The following is a 16178-nucleotide window of genomic DNA, read 5'->3' as shown; positions in this document are numbered from 1 at the left end:
TTTGGGGAGAGGCTAAAAATTGTTAATCCCGGCTGCCCAACTACTAAAACAAGCCCAAGAAAGACGTTATGCTGTTCCTGCTTTTAATTTCCATAACCTAGAAATCTTACAAGCCATCTTAGAAGGGGCTGAAGAAGAAAGAGCCCCAGTCATCATCCAGATCACTCCTACTTACCTAGCTAAAATCGGACCAGTAGCCGCAGCTGCTATGGCCCGCGAAGCAGCTACAAATTCTAAAATCCCCGTAGCCCTACATCTCGATCATAGCGATAACTTGCGCTGGGTAATATGGGCCCTGGCCCATGGGTTTACTTCAGTAATGATCGATGCTTCAAGGTTACCTTTAGAGGAAAATATCGCTCTTTCCCGCCAAGCAGCTGAGGCAGCTCATGCTGTAGGGGCTACAGCCGAAGCCGAGCTAGGTCATATAGGGGGGGTGGAAGATGAAGTTGAACAAGGTAATAAGAGCGCTAGATTAGCTGATCCCCAAGAAGCGGTACTTTTAGTAGAAAAAAGTGGTATCGATGCCTTAGCTCCAGCTGTAGGTACTGCCCATGGTATTTACCATTCAGAACCCAAAATAGATTTTAACCGGCTTTTAGAAATTAGAAAACTTGTGGATATTCCCTTAGTTTTACATGGGGGTTCTGGGTTACCCGAAGCGATGCTCAAAGAAGCCATATCTTGTGGCATCTCGAAAGTCAACATCGGTACAGAATTAAAAATGGCTTGGGCCAAGGCCATGCAGGAAGCCTTAAATCAAGGATACCAGGAACCTTGGAAAGCAGCCCAAGTTGCACGAAAAGCGGTCGTAAAAGTAGTGAAAGAGAAAATACAGCTTTGCGGTGCATCTAATAGGATATAATAATATGGTATCTTTATTTTAAAATCTGGTATTAACCAGCATACCTATTAGGGGGGATAAAAATGAAAGTGGGCCTTATTGGGGTAGGCACTATGGGTAGCCAAATGGCCCGGAAATTGCTCACCAACGGGTATGAAGTTATAGCCTTTGATATTAACCCTTCAGCCCTAGCTCGAGCCCAGGAAATAGGAGCTTCACCTGCTAGATCTCCCCGCCAAGTAGCAGAAATAGCCAGTATTATTCTGCTTTCATTACCCTTACCCAACGATGTGGAAGGTGTCGTCCAAGAAGCAGAAGGAGTGCTAGCAGGCAGTCAACCTGGTCATGTAATTGTAGATCTGAGTACAGTTGATCCCTTTACCACCCAGCGGAATGCAGCCTTGGCCAAAGAAAAAGGTGTAGGATATTTGGATGCTCCCGTTCTCGGGCGTCCCCAAGCTTGTGGTAACTGGACCCTCCCTGTAGGTGGTGAGGTAGTATATTTAGATAAAGTTCGGCCTATTTTAGAAAAGCTAGCCAAAAAAATTATCCATGTGGGTCCCTCCGGACACGGTAATATTATTAAACTCCTCAATAATATGATGTTTGGTGCCATTAACGCTGTTACAGCTGAGATTATGGCCATCTGCGCTAAGCTAGGGATGGATCCCAAGGTTCTCTATGATACCATTGCCACTAGTGGCGCTGCCTCGGTAAGCAATCTTTTTATTGAGCTAGGCCCTAAGATGATAAACCGTGATTTTACCCCTCTTTTCACCATTGATCTATTACATAAAGATTTAAAGTTAGCCCTTGAGATGGCTCAAAGGGCAGGGGTACCAGTTATAGTGGGCCATTCCAATCAATTAGTAAATGAGATGGCCCGAGCCAAAGGATTAGGAAACGAAGATACCAGCAGCGCGGTGAAGGTGTATGAAGAATTTATAGGCCGTACCATTTCTGGAGAAGTTAAAGGAGGGGGTAAAAAATGAAAGAAGTTCTGGTAGAATATGGTGATTCTAAAATGCTTATTGAAGTACCCGAGTCAGCTACTATTTTCCATTTGGGAAGGGACAACGTAGATCCTCCCGAAGTAGACCCTTGGGAGGCCACCCGCCACGCTTTAGCCCATCCACTAGGTATGCCTCCTTTAAGGGAGCTGGCTCGCAAAGCTAAGAAGGTAGTCATAGCTTTTCCCGATCGTGTCAAAGGCGGTGCTCATCCCCAGGCCCATCGTCGAGTATGCATTCCCATAATTGTAGAAGAATTACTTAAAGCAGGAGTGGAAAAGAAAAACATTATTTTACTCTGTGCCATGGGGCTTCACCGGAAAAATACCAAGCAAGAGCTCTACTGGTACCTGGGCCCAGAAATTGTGGATGCTTTTTGGCCTGATAGACTCCTTATGCATGATGCTGAAGATCCGGAAGGCATTGTAGAATATGGGTATGATGATATGGGCAATGTAGTAAATGTAAACCGCCATATAGCAGAAGCGGACTTGGCTATAATGATCGGCCATGTCCAGGGAAACCCTTACGGGGGATATAGTGGTGGGTACAAAATGTGTGTAACCGGGGTTACTACCTGGCGTTCTATCCGTTGCCATCACTGCCCCGATACTATGCATCGCGATGATTTCTTACCTGTCAATACAGAAAAAAGCTTAATGCGCAAGCAATTTGATTCCATTGGCCAGGCCATTGAAAGGGGAATGGGCAAGAAATTTTTCTGTGTTGATGCCGTCCTTGGTACTAACTCTCAAGTATTAGGAGTATACGCGGGCAGCGCCAAGGAAGTACAAGAAGCTAGCTGGCAGCTGGCTGAACGACGCACTAATGTTTACCTCGATGTTAAAGATAAATTTGATATTATGGTTTTCGGTTTGCCTCGTACATTCCACTATGGTCCCGGCATGGGGACTAACCCTATCCTCATGCTTCAGGCTATTGGTGCAAATGTAGTACGACACTTTGATGTATTCCAGGAGGGCGGGGTAATCATTGCCCCTTCCCTCTGCGACGGGTGGTTCAACGATGAATGGTTCCCGTCTTACCGGAAGGTATTTAATAAATTACAGGACATATCCGACTTTGCTGAAGCAACCCGTTTTGAAGATGAGATTTCCCATGACCCGGAGGATATATATAAGTATCGATATGCCTATGGCTATCACCCCTTTCACGCCCTTTCCATGGTTTCCATGGGTACAATTGCTTTAAAACATACCAGCGCGATTTTCATTCCCGGTGCCAGAAAACCAGGTTATGCCCGGGCTATGGGCTGTATACCTACTAATACTTTTAGCGAGGCTTTAAAAAAAGCAGAGAAGTACGTAGGTAAAAACCCTCGGATATTGGTTTTACCAGAGTTCTTCTTGAAAGTGGCCGTACACCTTAAGCGTAAATAAACCCCAGGCGGTTACTCCCCTGGGGTTAGTTACTTTATTATTAATTTATATCTTTAATATAGCTCCTTCATCCGCTGAACTAACTAGATGGATATAACGCCAGAGATAACCTTTATTTACTTTGGGTCTGGGGGGGCGCCAGTTAGCCCGACGGCGATTGATTTCCTCCTCGGGCACTAATAGTTCTAACTTACGTCCTGGAATATCAATTAAAATTTGATCCCCATCTTCTACCAGACCGATCAAGCCACCGCAAGCCGCTTCGGGAGAAACATGGCCCACTACAGGCCCCCGGGTAGCGCCGGAAAAACGGCCGTCGGTCACTAAAGCCACATCCTCCAGCCCCATTCCCACCAGGTAAGAAGTAGCCGTAAGCATCTCCCGCATGCCTGGACCACCTTTGGGGCCTTCATAGCGAATCACAATTACATCCCCGGGGTTAATATATCCCCCTAGAATAGCAGCGTTGGCCTCCTCTTCGCTGTTAAAAACCCTGGCCGGCCCCTGGTGGCGGAGCATAGAGGGCATTACTGCCGTTTGTTTTACCACCGACCCCCGGGGAGCTAAATTACCTTTAAGTATAGCCAAGCTCCCCTGGGGGCTGTAGGCACGGGAAATACAGCGTATTACTTCCGGATTCTTATTTTTAGCTGCGGCTGCTATCTGGCCAATGGTTAGCCCGCTTACTGTCTGCTGGGAACCGTCCAAGAGGGGCCCTAACTCCTTCATTAAGGCTGGTACCCCACCAGCATCTTCTAGGTCTTTTAAGGTGTAAGGGCCGCTGGGTTTGATTTTAGCCAGATAAGGTGTAGAACTACTTATTTTTTCAAAGTCATCAAGGGTAATCTCTATACCCAATTCATAAGCAATGGCCGGAATATGCAATAGGCAATTGGTAGAACCTCCTACTGCCATGGCCACTCGGATAGCATTGAAAAAGGCTTCCCTTGTTAATATAGAGCTAGGCTTAAAACCAGCATTAACCAATTCCACTATACGATAACCGCTAGCTTTAGCCAGGCGCCTTTTTTTCCCCTCTACAGCATGGGCAGTAGCACAGCCAGGCAAGGTCATGCCTAAAACCTCGGCAACAATGGACATGGTGTTGGCGGTTCCCATCATAGCGCAAGAACCAGCCACAGGGGAAAGGCAATCCTCCATCTCCTCCAATTCTTCCTGGGTTAGAAGGCCGCACTTAAGTCTCCCTGCAGCTTCCTTTAGTTCATAGGTAGCCCACTCTCGCCCTCCGTAGCGACCTGGTAACATGGGGCCACCCGTAACAACAATGGCCGGCAGGTCTAACCGCGCAGCTGCCATAAGCAAGGCTGGGACAATCTTATCGCATCCGCCTACTAAAACCAAACCATCAAACCGCTGGGCTTCCACCATTACTTCAATAGAATCGGCAATGACTTCCCGGCTAGGTAGTACGTAACACATGCCTTTATTAGCCTGGGAAAAACCATCACAAATAGCAATAGTACCGAACTCAAAGGGAATGCCCCCAGCTGCATAAATCCCATCTTTAACGTATTTAACCAATTCATTAAGATGAAAATGCCCAGGATGCATCTCGCTATAAGTATTGACAATGCCGATGAAAGGTTTCTTCATCTCTTCAGGAAGCAAACCTATGTTTTTTAAATGTGCCCGGGGGCCCCCGCGATCTATACCTTCTACTACTTCCCAACTGCGATATCTGCGTTCCTTAGTAATCATCTTGATTTGCTTCCTCCGCTTTCCTTAATCTAGTAACCCTAACGCTTCTAATTCAGCCCTTAGCTTTTGGCTTTCTTCTGGGGTAAGAGGACGTAAGGGTGGATGGGGTATCCCGCCATTTATTCCCCTGAATTTCAACGCTTCTTTATAAGGGGCAATAGGAGGATAGCTTCTAAAAATTGCCCGCAACTTAATGACTATATCCTGGGCTTTTAAGGCCCTTTCCATATCTTTGGCCTTAAGGCTTTCGTAAATTTCCACTACCGGCTCCGGGAACACAGTAGCTGTTGCCGCTACCGCCCCGCTACCGCCCATAAGAAGGGAGGCGTAAATCTGAGCGTCGTTGCCCATGAGAATACAGAAGTCCTCGGGCATCTGCTGTTTAAAATTAATGAAGTTCATGAAATCCATGCTACTATCCTTAATACCTACAATATTGGGATGTTCGGATTGTAACCTGGCCAAAATCTTGGGTGATATAGCGTTTTTTACATTGCCAGGTATGTTGTAAACATAAAGGGGGAATTCTGAAACCCGCTTAGCTATTGTACTGTAGTAATCCAAAATAATAGGGTCATCCACTGTATAATAGTATGGGGGAATCAGCGCTGCTCCGTCGGCTCCGATATCTCGCGCGTGAAGGGTAAGTTCAAGGGCTTCATTTAAGTCCAAAGAACCTGTATGGATAATAACAGGTACCCGTCCGGCCGCCTCCTTTACTGTTATCTCCGCTACTTTCTTTCTCTCTTCCAAGGATAAAAGAACCCCTTCTCCTGTAGAACCGCAGGGAAATATGCCATGAATCCCTTTTTCAATTAAAAAATTGGTCAACTCAACTAGCTCTTGGGTGTTAAGCTTGCCATCTTCTGTTAGGGGTGTAACTATAGCAGCAACAATACCTTCTACTTTTTTGTAATTCAAAGATATATCCCTCCTAAAAATCATTTTTGTTCTGAAGACTGGTAAAATGGCTTATTTAGAAAGGCTGGTACTGGTAGCGCCCTTTAACCTCTTCTTAAACCATCTCACTACAGGAGGCATAACTACAATAGCACCGGCCAGTATAAATAGGCTGCGGGATATAGAGCTGGCCAGGAATATGCCAAACTTCCCTCCGGAAAGCATCAAAGACTGGCGTAAAGAGTCTTCCAGCATGGGCCCAATGACCAGTGCCAAAACAAGAGGGGCCACAGAGAAACGCCACTTCCGTAGGATATAACCTGCAATGCCAGCTATAAACATAATCCAAATATCAGTAACCGAATTATTGACTGCAAAAGCACCTACCACACATAAAAGAAGGATAATAGACATTAACAGATTCTTTGGGATGCGTAAAACATTAACAAATAAGCCTACCAAAGGAAGGTTTAATACCAAGAGCATTAAATTTCCTATATACATACTGGCAATTACGCCCCAGAAGATTTCAGGGTGTTCCTTTACCAGAAGCGGCCCGGGAGTAACCCCGTGGATCATCATGGCCGAGAGCAAAAGGGCTGTAGGCGGGGCAAAAGGGATACCTAAGGACAGAAGGGGAACAAAGGCTCCTACAGCCGCAGCATTGTTTGCTGCCTCGGGCCCTGCTACCCCTTCCGGGGCGCCGTGGCCAAACTCTTTCTGATACTTACTTATCTTGCGCTCTAAAGTATAGGACAAGAAAGTGGAGATAACTGCTGCAGGCCCCGGAATTAACCCGGTGAAGAAACCCAAGAAGGAGGCCCTTATTATAGGTCCAACGGAACGCCTGAATTCCATCCGGTTGGGCAACAGTTCCCTCAGCTTGACCTTTATAATATCTTTCTTTTCCGCTAATTTTTCTTCCGCTACCTGCAATACCTCGGCAATCCCAAATAAACCCATGGCAATGGGAACAAAATCTATCCCTTTTTGGAGCTCAACAAACCCGAAGGTTAGGCGCGGCTGACCTGTAATAATATCTAGACCTATGGTTCCTAAAAGCAAACCAGCGCCTACCATGATGAGGGATTTCAATAATCCCTGGCCACTTAATTGAGACAACACTAGTAAACCGAAGACAGCAATAGCGAAATACTCAGGAGGTCCGAATTTAAGGGCTACTTCAGCCAGCTTAGGAGCAAGAAAGGTTAATATTACCAAAGCGATGGTCCCGGCCACAAATGAACCTACAGCCGCCAAAAAAAGGGCCGCTCCCGCCCTCCCTTTGCGGGCCATTTTATAGCCATCGATACAGGTGACTACAGAGCTGGCTTCCCCAGGTATATTTACTAAGATAGAGGTGGTGGAACCACCGTACATGGATCCATAGTAAATACCAGCAAACATAATCAAGGCGGTAGCCGGGGGTAAGCCATAGGTGACCCCTAGGAGTAAGGCCATAGAACCAATAGGCCCAATTCCCGGTAAAACACCGACCAAGGTACCTAGAAAAGCACCGATAAGGGCGAATAAAAGATTTGTGGGTGTCAAAGCTACAGCAAAACCATGTAACAATCCTTCCACTGCTTAAGTTGCCCCCCTATCCCAGAATGCCCTTGGGGAAATAAATGCCTAACCAATGGGAAAAAACGATATTAGCCACAACAGCTGTTAACACTGCCACTGCCAGGCATATCAACCAGTTCCGGTATTCCATTATCCTTAAACTGGTATATAATAGGAGGATACTGGATATGATGAAGCCTAAATAAGTTAGAGCCAAAGGGTAAAGCAACAGAATTATAATAAGCATTAAAGGCTTTCTATAACCCGAACTTTCACCTCCCTCTTCTTCCTCCCATAAATCCCTTTCCTGGACACTAGAGGAAGTGGGAGCTTGAGAAAATAAAAGTTCTTTAGCGAGAAGCATTAGACAGAGTAAAATCACGCTCATTCCTGTCAACACCGGCATAAAACCCATTCCCGGTGCTGCTGCCGAGCCAAAAGGTAGTTTAAACGCTTCATATAAATAAACTGCAGTTATTATTCCTATAGTCAGAGCACCGGCCATGTTACCTGATATTCTAGTCATACTCACTTAACCCCCTAAAACCTCCGGATTAACTATAGCTAAAGGAGGTTCACCTTTAAGCACCTTGACCAAATTTTGAGCAGCCATAACCCCCATTCTATCAATCGCTTCTACGGTATGGGCACCGCTATGAGGGGATACGACCACCTGGGGGAGTTCAAACAAGGAAGAGGAAGGATTTGGAGGCTCTTCTGCAAAAACATCTAAACCGGCCCCGCTTAATTTCCCTTCCTTCAATGCAGTGTAAAGGGCGGCCTCATCTATAATATCACCCCGGGCTGTGTTCACTAAAATGGCTCCGGGTTTTATAAGAGCCAATTCCTCCGCACCGATTAAGCCTTTAGTTTCGGGGGTAGCCGGTAGATGGAGGGAGATAAAGTCCGCCCGGCTTAAAAGTTCTTTTAAAGTTACCAACTCGATTCCTTCTTTTTGTATGAAGTCTATGTCAGGGCAGGTATCATAAGCCAAAATCCGCATCTCGAAACCCTTGGCCCGGCGGGCTACTGCCTTTCCAATCTTCCCTAATCCGATAATACCCAGGGTCTTCTTCCACAGCTCAAGGCCTACAATGGGTTCCCATAGACCCTGGCGAACTTGGCGGTCGGCTAAGGCTATCCTTCTCGCTGCACCTAAAAGCAAGCAAAAGGTCATATCTGCTACACTTTCACTATTAGCTCCTGGTGTATTGCAAACAGCAATTTTACGCCGAGTAGCTGCTGCCACATCGATTTTATCTACGCCGACGCCAAATTTAGAAATCACCTTTAACTGCGGGGCTGCAGCTATAACTCTCTCTGTGAGTTCATCTTCGCCGCAGATAATCCCATCTACATTTCCCACTAAGGATAACATTTCTGCCTCTTTAAGTTTTTTACCCGGCCAGGGGTTGGGAACTATTTGACAGTTACCTCTTTCTAGTATCTGGAACGGTTCACGGGAGTAACGGCCAAATACGCGAGCAGTGATTAAAATTTTGAACATACCCACCTTCCTTTATCGCATTTAAAAATACTTTGTTTGTAAGAAGGAAGGCGGAAATGTATCCGCCTCCCAAGCATAAAATTGTAAAATTATTTGGCTTCTATCTGGGGCATGGACTCGATTAATTTCTTCATAATCGGAGCTTGTTTATTAAAGTACTCCACAACTTCTTTCCCGCTCATTACTTCTAGCATTAGGTTATTATCTTCCATGGTTTTCTTAAATTCAGGGTCGCTAGCTACTTTTTGCAAAACATCTATCAACACTTTCCGGGCTTCCTCGGGCAAGCCTTTGGGAGCAAAAACGAACTTCTTAACACCCATATCGATATCAAAGCCTTTTTCCTTCATGGTAGGAACATCAGGTAAGGCAGGGAATCTTTGGGTAGAAGATATAGCTAAGGGCCGTAACTTACCTGCTTTAATATGAGGTATAGCCTCACCTGGATGGGAGGCAGCAGCATCCACATGGCCTCCCAAGATTGCAGTCAAAGCCGGAGCACCGCCTTTGAAGGGTACAGGTTGGGATTTAACGCCAGCCAATTGGAATAAATAATCCAGGCACAGTTGAGGAATACCCCCCATACCCGAATTGCTATAGCGTATTACTTTATTCTTTTCTTTGGCATCTTTAATTAAATCTTCCAGCGTATTATAAGGGGAACCAGCGTTTATAGTAAGTAAAATGGGTTCATTAGTAAGGCCAATCAAGAATTCGAAATCGTCCTGCTTATATCCCAGATTTTTTTGCACGAAAGGCTGGGTTACAAATAATCCGCTAGCCCCTAAGGCAATGGTATACCCGTCAGGATTGGTCTTAGCTAATTCGGTAGTAGCTATCATTCCGTTGGCGCCCTCGCGATTAACAACTACCATAGGTTTATTCAAATACTTGCTAGCTACCTGAGCTATGGCTCGTGATATTATGTCGCTAGATCCTCCCGGGGGCCAAGGGCAAATTAAGGTAATTTCTTTCTCGGGATATTTGGAAGTGGAAGCAGTTTGGCCACCACTCTGTTGTTTGGACCCGCAAGCTGTAATGAGAAGGCCCAATATTACAAAAAGACTCAAGAAAACCAATGCTACTTTATTCAAGCGTTTCATCCTCTATCCTCCTCTCGGTTTTTAGGGAAATTGTTACTTTGTAAATAGATTTCCTTTTATTCTCTTTTGTCTTCAACTTTGTCTTCAACCCCTTACCTTAATTATGCTTGCTATCCCTCCCTTTTATTTCCGAATAAGTGGTAAAATTTCGCTACCATTATGTAAAACGATAATCCTCTCGCCCTTGCCGATAAATTTTAAGGCTATGTCTAAAGCTTCTTGCGGGCTAGGAGCACTATAAAATCCCAATGTACGGGCCTCGAGGGCGGAAATTCCTTTGCTTACTAAAATAACTTTTACTTTGTTAACAATATTACCTACTCGAGCTAAATAAGAAGCTACATTTAAATCGGTTATTTCTTTATTAGCTATTAGTTTTTCTACCTCTGGTAAAGATTTAAATCCGTATTTTAGTATCAGTTCCCCATGGCTTTTAGATATACCTTCAGGGCATTCAGCTAGCAAAATTATAACCCCACCTGGCTTAACCACCATATCTGCCGCTTGCAATGCTTTAGTGGCCTGCCACAGCTCTAATTCAGCGGGAAAGGCTTCAGCTATTACTATGTCCGCCTTTTCTTTAATAGGGACTCCATACATCCTCTGAGCTAACTTACATCCTTCCCGATGGGCTTTGATAGGATCCCCGGCGAAGGCTCCAACTACCCGGCCGGTCTTATCTTGTACTACATTAAGGATAAATTTTAAGCCTGCTCTTAGGGCTACTTCTTCTATTTCCTTTCTTACCGGATTATCTGGCCTGCCCAAAATTTCGCCAGCCGAATAATAAGCGCTAAGCCAATGGGTTTGGCCCGTAGTGATAGGGCCGCAAACGCCGGGTTGAATAATCTTGCCTCCGCCGCTGTAACCAGCCACCCTATGAGGTACGATATGGCCTATACCGATTATAAAATCAGATTCCCTTAAGTGCTGGTTAATCCAGATATCAATACCTGAAGGGGTCCTACCAATATTTATTAAAGAATTCCTATCCTGCCAATTATGATTATAGACTAAATACTTCTGGCATATCTCTGACCCCAGTTTTCGGTTTAATTCCTCCTCCTTTAAAGGACGATGGGTTCCTAGTGCCACGAGAAATTTAATGTGTTCGGAGGGTACCCCTGCCTTTTTTATTCTATCTAACACGTGAGGCAAAATACGGTTTACCGGTGTGGTTCTGGTATTGTCATCTACAATAATCAATACTTGTTGATCAGGGGATAACCTCTCACTAAGAGCCGGAGTACCTATGGGATTATCTAACGCTTCGGCAATAAGGCTGTCTTCATCTACTACACACCACTCACCAGCCTCACGGGGATAAAACTCCTCAACTGAAATTTTTTCATCAATTAGAAGGGAGGCAAAAAGAGGATTGCTAAAATGAACTATAGGCATTTTTTGAAGTTATAACCCCTTTTGTATCAAATATGAAACAACGTTTCTCATTTAATAATTATATTCGACATAACCCGGATAATTCCTTCCCGGTTATTCCAATTGCATAGTGAATTATTTTAAACACTTACCTCTTGGCAGCAGTAAAAGCCAACAAGTAGATATCAAGGGGACCAACCAACCGATAAAATAGTAGGGAGCACTTACTATAGGGTTAATTCCTAAAGCAGCCTGGATCATAAAATATAAATTAGTCCAGGGGAAAAAGGGGGCTAAAACCAAGGTTTGCTCTAATAATAGGCGGGAGAGATGAGCGGTATCCACCTGGGCCTGCTTAAATTTTTCCCGAAAATACCCGCCGGAAATAACAACACTAGGGATAACGGCACAAGTGATAACTCCCAGCAAAAAAGCCATACCCATAGCCCTTAACATTAAATCTTTACAAGAGTTTCCTCCCCCTATCAAAAATCTTGCTAAACCCCATTCCACTACTCCTAATTCCTTAAGAAGCATACCCCAAGAGCCGGCCAGGAGTACCAACACACTTACACCCATATAATTGTTAAGATTGCCTCTCGAAACCAAGGAATCTAGGAAATCTATTCCAGTCAATGGAAAACTACCGGAAATTACACCTAGAATTTTGTCGATAGTAAAATAGGGCTGGGTGAGAAAACCTAGTAAAACACTAACAATTATATTTAAAAAAAGGCTTAACAACAGGGGCGTTCGGGTTATACTTAAGGCCAACATTAAAACTAAAGGAAATAGTAAAAGGGGGTTGATATTATAATTCATAAGCATCTGCTGCTTTTTCTGGAGTATAGCGTTTTGTATATCAACTTGAGGAATATATAAATTTAATACGCTATAAAGTAAAACAGCTATTAAAATGGAAATGCCTACCATGCGACCGGTATTAACTAAGTATCTCCGTAAATTACTTTGGGCGATGGATACAGCTAAAATTACCATTTCCGATAAAGGTGATAAAATATTACCAGCTATGGCTCCGGAGAGAATAACCCCTCCAGCTAGAGCTAAAGATATATTAAGCGTAGCCCCGATACTTAAAAGAAGAATCCCTGCTGTACCCAACGCTGCAATAATCGAGCCTAGAGCTACAGAGGTTACCAGGGAAATAATGAAGGCTTCGGTTAGATAAAGTTGAGGTGAAATATAAGTTACACCATAATACAACAGAGCAGGAAGTACTCCAGAAGCTATCCAAATGCCAATGGTGAGGCCAACAGCTAGTATCATAATAAAAGTACTAAAAGCTTCCGTTGCACAATAAGCAAGCCGTTTTTCTATATCATGCCATTTATAACCTAACCGTGTACCAAATAGGATGGTAAAAATAATGTTAAGTAAAAACGCTGGTACCAGATTTATATGGTGGTAAACAAATACTATAATTAGCAGATAGCAAACTACCAAAAGTAAACCTATTTGAATACCTGTAGGGGGATGAGCATTTTCTCTATTCATTTTAGGGTCACATCCTGAACTTCCGGTTAAAGGCCAAATTTCTTACTCTTCTCCCTTAAAATCCTCCTGCTAGTCCCCCGGAAACCCTAGTTTCCTGGAAATCCTCTTAGCAGCCTCTTTTACTACCGGGGCCAACTCTTTAGCCCTTTCCACAGAAAAGCGAAAACTAGGCCCCGAAATACTAACTGCGGCAATAACTTTGCCATCAGCTTGGAAAATAGGAGCTGCTACACATATAACTCCTTCACGATTTTCCTCACAATCAAGGGCAAAACCTTGTTCGCGCACCCTGAAAAGATACTCCCTTAGTTTCCCTTCATCTACAATGGTATGGGGGGTCAAGGGCACTAAGGGTACACGACGAAAGTAAGAATTTAACCGCTCTTCACTCATAAAGGCCAGCATGGCTTTCCCTACAGCAGTAGAATAAAGGGGTGCTCTTTTACCGATCCGGGATAAAAGCCCTATTGTTTCAGGAGTATCTATTTTTTCAATATAAACTCCTTCGTCTCCATCTAGCCAAACTAAATGTACTGTCTCTCGGCTTTTATTAGCCAGGTCTACCAGTTCAGCACGTGCTATTTGTCTTAATTCTAGGGAATCTAAAACCTGGCTAGATAAGAGAAGAAGTTTAAACCCCAGCTTATAGCGCCTTGTTACCTCATCTTTCCATACATATTGTTTATGGGACAGGGCCGTAAGGATACGATGAACAGTGCTTTTGCTTAAATTTAAAGTACGGCTAATCTCGGTAACCCCTAGTCCTTCCCGTGCCGAGGCTAATATTTCGAGTACTTCTAGTGTTTTAACTGGCATAGGATCCTTAGTAGTCATTCCGTTTCCCTTCCCTATTAATTCCCCTTCTTTTCTCTTTTGAAATGTTTTCGTCAGGTTTTTAATAATTCCTCCCATCCTTTCACTATCACAGCAATCCTACCAAACCCAGTTCTTCAAGCTTACCTCTAGTAGGATATCCCTGGCGATCCCAGCCCATAAGATCATAATACTCATCCAGCATGGCCTCAAGTTCAACCACTTGACCCTGGCTAGGCCCAGAAGGCATAGGCTCTTCTAACATCCTAGGCGGCAAAGTATCCTGTTTTCGATCGAAGCCTTCTCGCCAGTTAAAAAGGCGCTCTACATTCACTATTTTCTCAGCTAATATTAAAGCCTTGTTTTCATCTATATCCCTACCCGTTACTGCTTTATAGAGCTCTACCTGTTCCTTAAGCCCTAAAGCAAAACGCATAGAGGAGCATAGGGCCAAAGAGTCTACTATAGCCATAAGAAGCTGCATCTCACGGACCAAAGCTGCTTTCCCTTTATATTCTAAGCGTTTACTCCCATTTCCCGCTGTCTCCGGTCCCATGGTAGGAGCAATCATATGATGGGCTCCTTTAGGAGAGATAGCATAGGTTAATCCCATCCCTTTTAAACCCCGGGGTTCATAAGTAGCAAATTCTTGACCCTTTACTTGCATAGCTAGCTCTGGTACCCCTAGCTTTTCTGCTGCTCTCTTAGAACCCTCAGCCAGAAGATCACCTAAACCCTCGCGCTGGGCTATCTTTTCCAAAATAGCCACTAAAGCCTCTCCCTGACCGAAACGAAGATCGATTCCCCCAGTATCTTGTTTAGTAAGCACTCCCTTTTCATAGCATTCCATAGCCAAAGAAACTACCGCTCCTGCAGACATGGTATCAAGGCCATAGAGATCGCAAATTTCCACAGCCTTTACCAACGCCCCTAGATCATCTACCCCACAATTGGCTCCTAAAAGCCCTGTAGATTCAAACTCCGGGCCTTCGATTTTAGTACCAGCATAAGGCCCATATTTTACATAGCTTACTTTCCCGCAGGCTATAGGACAGGCATAACAAGAAAGATGGCCTACAAAGATATTCTTTTCCATACTGCTACCGCTGAGCTTTTCTGCCGCCTCGAAATACCCCGTAGTAAAGTTACGGGTGCCCCAATAGCCCATGGCATTAGTGCTATCCACTAGTTCTGGGGTGCCGTATCTACGCCGGGCTTGGGCTTTAGGGTTGTTCGCTAAGATTTCATAACACTTTTCAACCAAAGCTTCTAAAGAAGCTGGATCAGCTACTTCTATCCCATTAGTTCCCCTTATGGCTATAGCCTTTAGATTTTTAGCACCCATTACTGCCCCGGCCCCACCCCGGCCGAATTCCCGATGATAATCGCTTTGAATACACGCGAAGCGGCATAACCGTTCTCCTGCCGGACCTATACAAGCTATCCTTATAGACTTGTCCCTTAGTTCCGTTCGGATGGCATCCTCAGTAGCATGGGTCAACTTACCCCATAAGTGGGAAGCATCTCTTAGCTCTACCTTATCATCGTCTATAAACAAGTAAACTGGGTGGCTCGCCTTTCCCTCAATTATAATCCCGTCATACCCAGCAAACTTAAGCTCTGGGGCCAGGTGCCCCCCGCAGAGGGAAAAAGAATAAGTCCCAGTTAAAGGCGAACGAAAAGTTACTGTCATTTTGTTGGATCCAGGGGCCAAAGTGCCTTCTACTGGGCCAGTAAGAAAAATAAGCTTATTATCTGGTCCTAGAGGATCAGTATGGGGTTTTAATTCCTTAAACAGGAGGTAGGCTCCAACTCCACGCCCTCCAATATATTCAGCGAAAATTTCCACCGGAGTAGCTTCTTTAGCTATATCGCCTGTAGTTAAATTAACCCGTAATATATGTCCTGCGAGACCCTTTAAGGTTGCCACAGCTTCCTTTCCCCCTCCATGATCCTAACTACAACCTCCGTACATTCCTCCCTATACCCACGGTCAGCCAAGGCAAAGGGTATATATTCAATGGCCCTTTCTCGGCAATGGGCTACACACTGGGGGTCCCCTCCGCAGAGATCACAAATCAAGACTACTTTTTTAATTTTATCCAAGCTAATGGCCCCATAAGGACAAGCCCGGATACATCTGCGGCAGCCAATACATTTTTTTTCATTTACTAAAATAGCCCCTGTTTGAGGATCTTTAGTCAAGGCTTCTTCTCGGCAGGCAGAGATACAAGGGCTTTGAGCACATTGCATACAAGTTACCGGGATATTTAGATATTTCTCATGAAGCCTAAGTACATGAATACGGCTCTTAGTAGGATTAACCTGGCCTTCATGTTTAAAAGAGCACCATTGCTCGCAAATACGGCAACCCACACACCGTTCAGGATAAACCGTTAAAACCTTCATTCTTAAATCCTC

At 44.5% G+C, this 16178-nt stretch carries 14 protein-coding genes; 3 read left to right on the top strand and 11 right to left on the bottom strand.

Features of this window, described 5'->3' with window-relative positions; genetic code table 11:
- Positions 1 to 19: 19 nt before the first annotated feature.
- The 3 genes from B9A14_RS09115 (at position 20) to B9A14_RS09105 (ending at position 3254) form a co-directional block, all read left to right on the top strand.
- Entirely contained in the window at positions 20 to 865 is an 846-nt protein-coding gene (locus tag B9A14_RS09115) for a class II fructose-bisphosphate aldolase (protein WP_084665398.1), read from the top strand.
- A 62-nt stretch (positions 866 to 927) separates the two neighbouring features.
- The gene (locus tag B9A14_RS09110; RefSeq protein WP_084665397.1) at positions 928 to 1836 is read left to right on the top strand and encodes an NAD(P)-dependent oxidoreductase; all 909 of its coding nucleotides are present in this window, start codon (positions 928 to 930) and stop codon (positions 1834 to 1836) included.
- The gene (locus tag B9A14_RS09105) at positions 1833 to 3254 is read left to right on the top strand and encodes a lactate racemase domain-containing protein (RefSeq protein ID WP_084665396.1); all 1422 of its coding nucleotides are present in this window, start codon (positions 1833 to 1835) and stop codon (positions 3252 to 3254) included. The genes B9A14_RS09110 and B9A14_RS09105 overlap by 4 nt, the downstream gene beginning before the upstream one ends.
- Positions 3255 to 3299: 45 nt before the next feature.
- Here B9A14_RS09105 and ilvD read toward each other — a convergent pair whose 3' ends face one another.
- The 11 genes from ilvD to B9A14_RS09050 all read right to left on the bottom strand — a co-directional run bounded on the left by ilvD (position 3300) and on the right by B9A14_RS09050 (position 16166).
- The gene (ilvD, locus tag B9A14_RS09100; protein ID WP_084665395.1) at positions 3300 to 4973 is read right to left on the bottom strand and encodes a dihydroxy-acid dehydratase; all 1674 of its coding nucleotides are present in this window, start codon (positions 4971 to 4973) and stop codon (positions 3300 to 3302) included.
- A gap of 24 nt (positions 4974 to 4997) precedes the next feature.
- Positions 4998 to 5894 (bottom strand): dihydrodipicolinate synthase family protein, encoded by an 897-nt coding sequence (locus tag B9A14_RS09095; RefSeq protein WP_172839123.1) that lies wholly within the window; start codon positions 5892 to 5894, stop codon positions 4998 to 5000.
- A 51-nt stretch (positions 5895 to 5945) separates the two neighbouring features.
- A complete protein-coding gene (locus B9A14_RS09090; protein ID WP_084665393.1) occupies positions 5946 to 7457 on the bottom strand; it encodes a tripartite tricarboxylate transporter permease in 1512 nt (503 codons plus the stop codon).
- Positions 7458 to 7473: 16 nt separating this feature from the next.
- The gene (locus B9A14_RS09085) at positions 7474 to 7965 is read right to left on the bottom strand and encodes a tripartite tricarboxylate transporter TctB family protein (protein WP_084665392.1); all 492 of its coding nucleotides are present in this window, start codon (positions 7963 to 7965) and stop codon (positions 7474 to 7476) included.
- Positions 7966 to 7971: 6 nt separating this feature from the next.
- Positions 7972 to 8946, bottom strand: a complete 975-nt coding sequence (locus tag B9A14_RS09080; RefSeq protein WP_084665391.1) for a phosphoglycerate dehydrogenase — start codon at positions 8944 to 8946, stop codon at positions 7972 to 7974.
- A gap of 89 nt (positions 8947 to 9035) precedes the next feature.
- Complete coding sequence (locus B9A14_RS09075; RefSeq protein ID WP_084665390.1) at positions 9036 to 10049, bottom strand: tripartite tricarboxylate transporter substrate binding protein; 1014 nt, start codon at positions 10047 to 10049, stop codon at positions 9036 to 9038.
- Positions 10050 to 10172: 123 nt separating this feature from the next.
- On the bottom strand, positions 10173 to 11450 hold the full coding sequence (locus B9A14_RS09070) for a nickel-dependent lactate racemase family protein (RefSeq protein WP_084665389.1): 1278 nt from the start codon (positions 11448 to 11450) through the stop codon (positions 10173 to 10175).
- A gap of 114 nt (positions 11451 to 11564) precedes the next feature.
- Positions 11565 to 12944 carry a Na+/H+ antiporter NhaC family protein gene (locus B9A14_RS09065; protein WP_084665388.1) on the bottom strand — a complete coding sequence of 460 codons (1380 nt, stop codon included), beginning with the start codon at positions 12942 to 12944 and terminating at the stop codon, positions 11565 to 11567.
- A 69-nt stretch (positions 12945 to 13013) separates the two neighbouring features.
- Positions 13014 to 13778, bottom strand: a complete 765-nt coding sequence (locus B9A14_RS09060) for an IclR family transcriptional regulator (RefSeq protein WP_172839122.1) — start codon at positions 13776 to 13778, stop codon at positions 13014 to 13016.
- Between the two features lie 88 nt (positions 13779 to 13866).
- Entirely contained in the window at positions 13867 to 15687 is a 1821-nt protein-coding gene (locus B9A14_RS09055) for an aldehyde ferredoxin oxidoreductase family protein (protein WP_084665386.1), read from the bottom strand.
- On the bottom strand, positions 15675 to 16166 hold the full coding sequence (locus tag B9A14_RS09050; RefSeq protein ID WP_084665385.1) for a 4Fe-4S dicluster domain-containing protein: 492 nt from the start codon (positions 16164 to 16166) through the stop codon (positions 15675 to 15677). Before B9A14_RS09050 ends, B9A14_RS09055 begins: the two co-directional genes overlap by 13 nt.
- Positions 16167 to 16178 lie beyond the last annotated feature (12 nt).

This window comes from Thermanaeromonas toyohensis ToBE (assembly GCF_900176005.1).
In the GTDB taxonomy this organism is placed as follows: Bacteria; Bacillota; DSM-521; order Neomoorellales; family Neomoorellaceae; genus Thermanaeromonas; species Thermanaeromonas toyohensis.
Note: the sequence above shows the minus strand (reverse complement) of the source record. Positions and strands in the feature narration are given on the sequence as shown.

Coding starts and splice junctions, on each gene's coding strand:
- B9A14_RS09110 (WP_084665397.1), top strand. CDS start 928: ATGAAAGTGGGCCTTATTGGGGTAGGCACTATGGGTAGCCAAATGGCC.
- B9A14_RS09105 (WP_084665396.1), top strand. CDS start 1,833: ATGAAAGAAGTTCTGGTAGAATATGGTGATTCTAAAATGCTTATTGAA.
- ilvD (WP_084665395.1), bottom strand. CDS start 4,973: ATGATTACTAAGGAACGCAGATATCGCAGTTGGGAAGTAGTAGAAGGT.
- B9A14_RS09085 (WP_084665392.1), bottom strand. CDS start 7,965: ATGACTAGAATATCAGGTAACATGGCCGGTGCTCTGACTATAGGAATA.
- B9A14_RS09080 (WP_084665391.1), bottom strand. CDS start 8,946: ATGTTCAAAATTTTAATCACTGCTCGCGTATTTGGCCGTTACTCCCGT.
- B9A14_RS09075 (WP_084665390.1), bottom strand. CDS start 10,049: ATGAAACGCTTGAATAAAGTAGCATTGGTTTTCTTGAGTCTTTTTGTA.
- B9A14_RS09070 (WP_084665389.1), bottom strand. CDS start 11,450: ATGCCTATAGTTCATTTTAGCAATCCTCTTTTTGCCTCCCTTCTAATT.
- B9A14_RS09065 (WP_084665388.1), bottom strand. CDS start 12,944: ATGAATAGAGAAAATGCTCATCCCCCTACAGGTATTCAAATAGGTTTA.
- B9A14_RS09060 (WP_172839122.1), bottom strand. CDS start 13,778: ATGACTACTAAGGATCCTATGCCAGTTAAAACACTAGAAGTACTCGAA.
- B9A14_RS09050 (WP_084665385.1), bottom strand. CDS start 16,166: ATGAAGGTTTTAACGGTTTATCCTGAACGGTGTGTGGGTTGCCGTATT.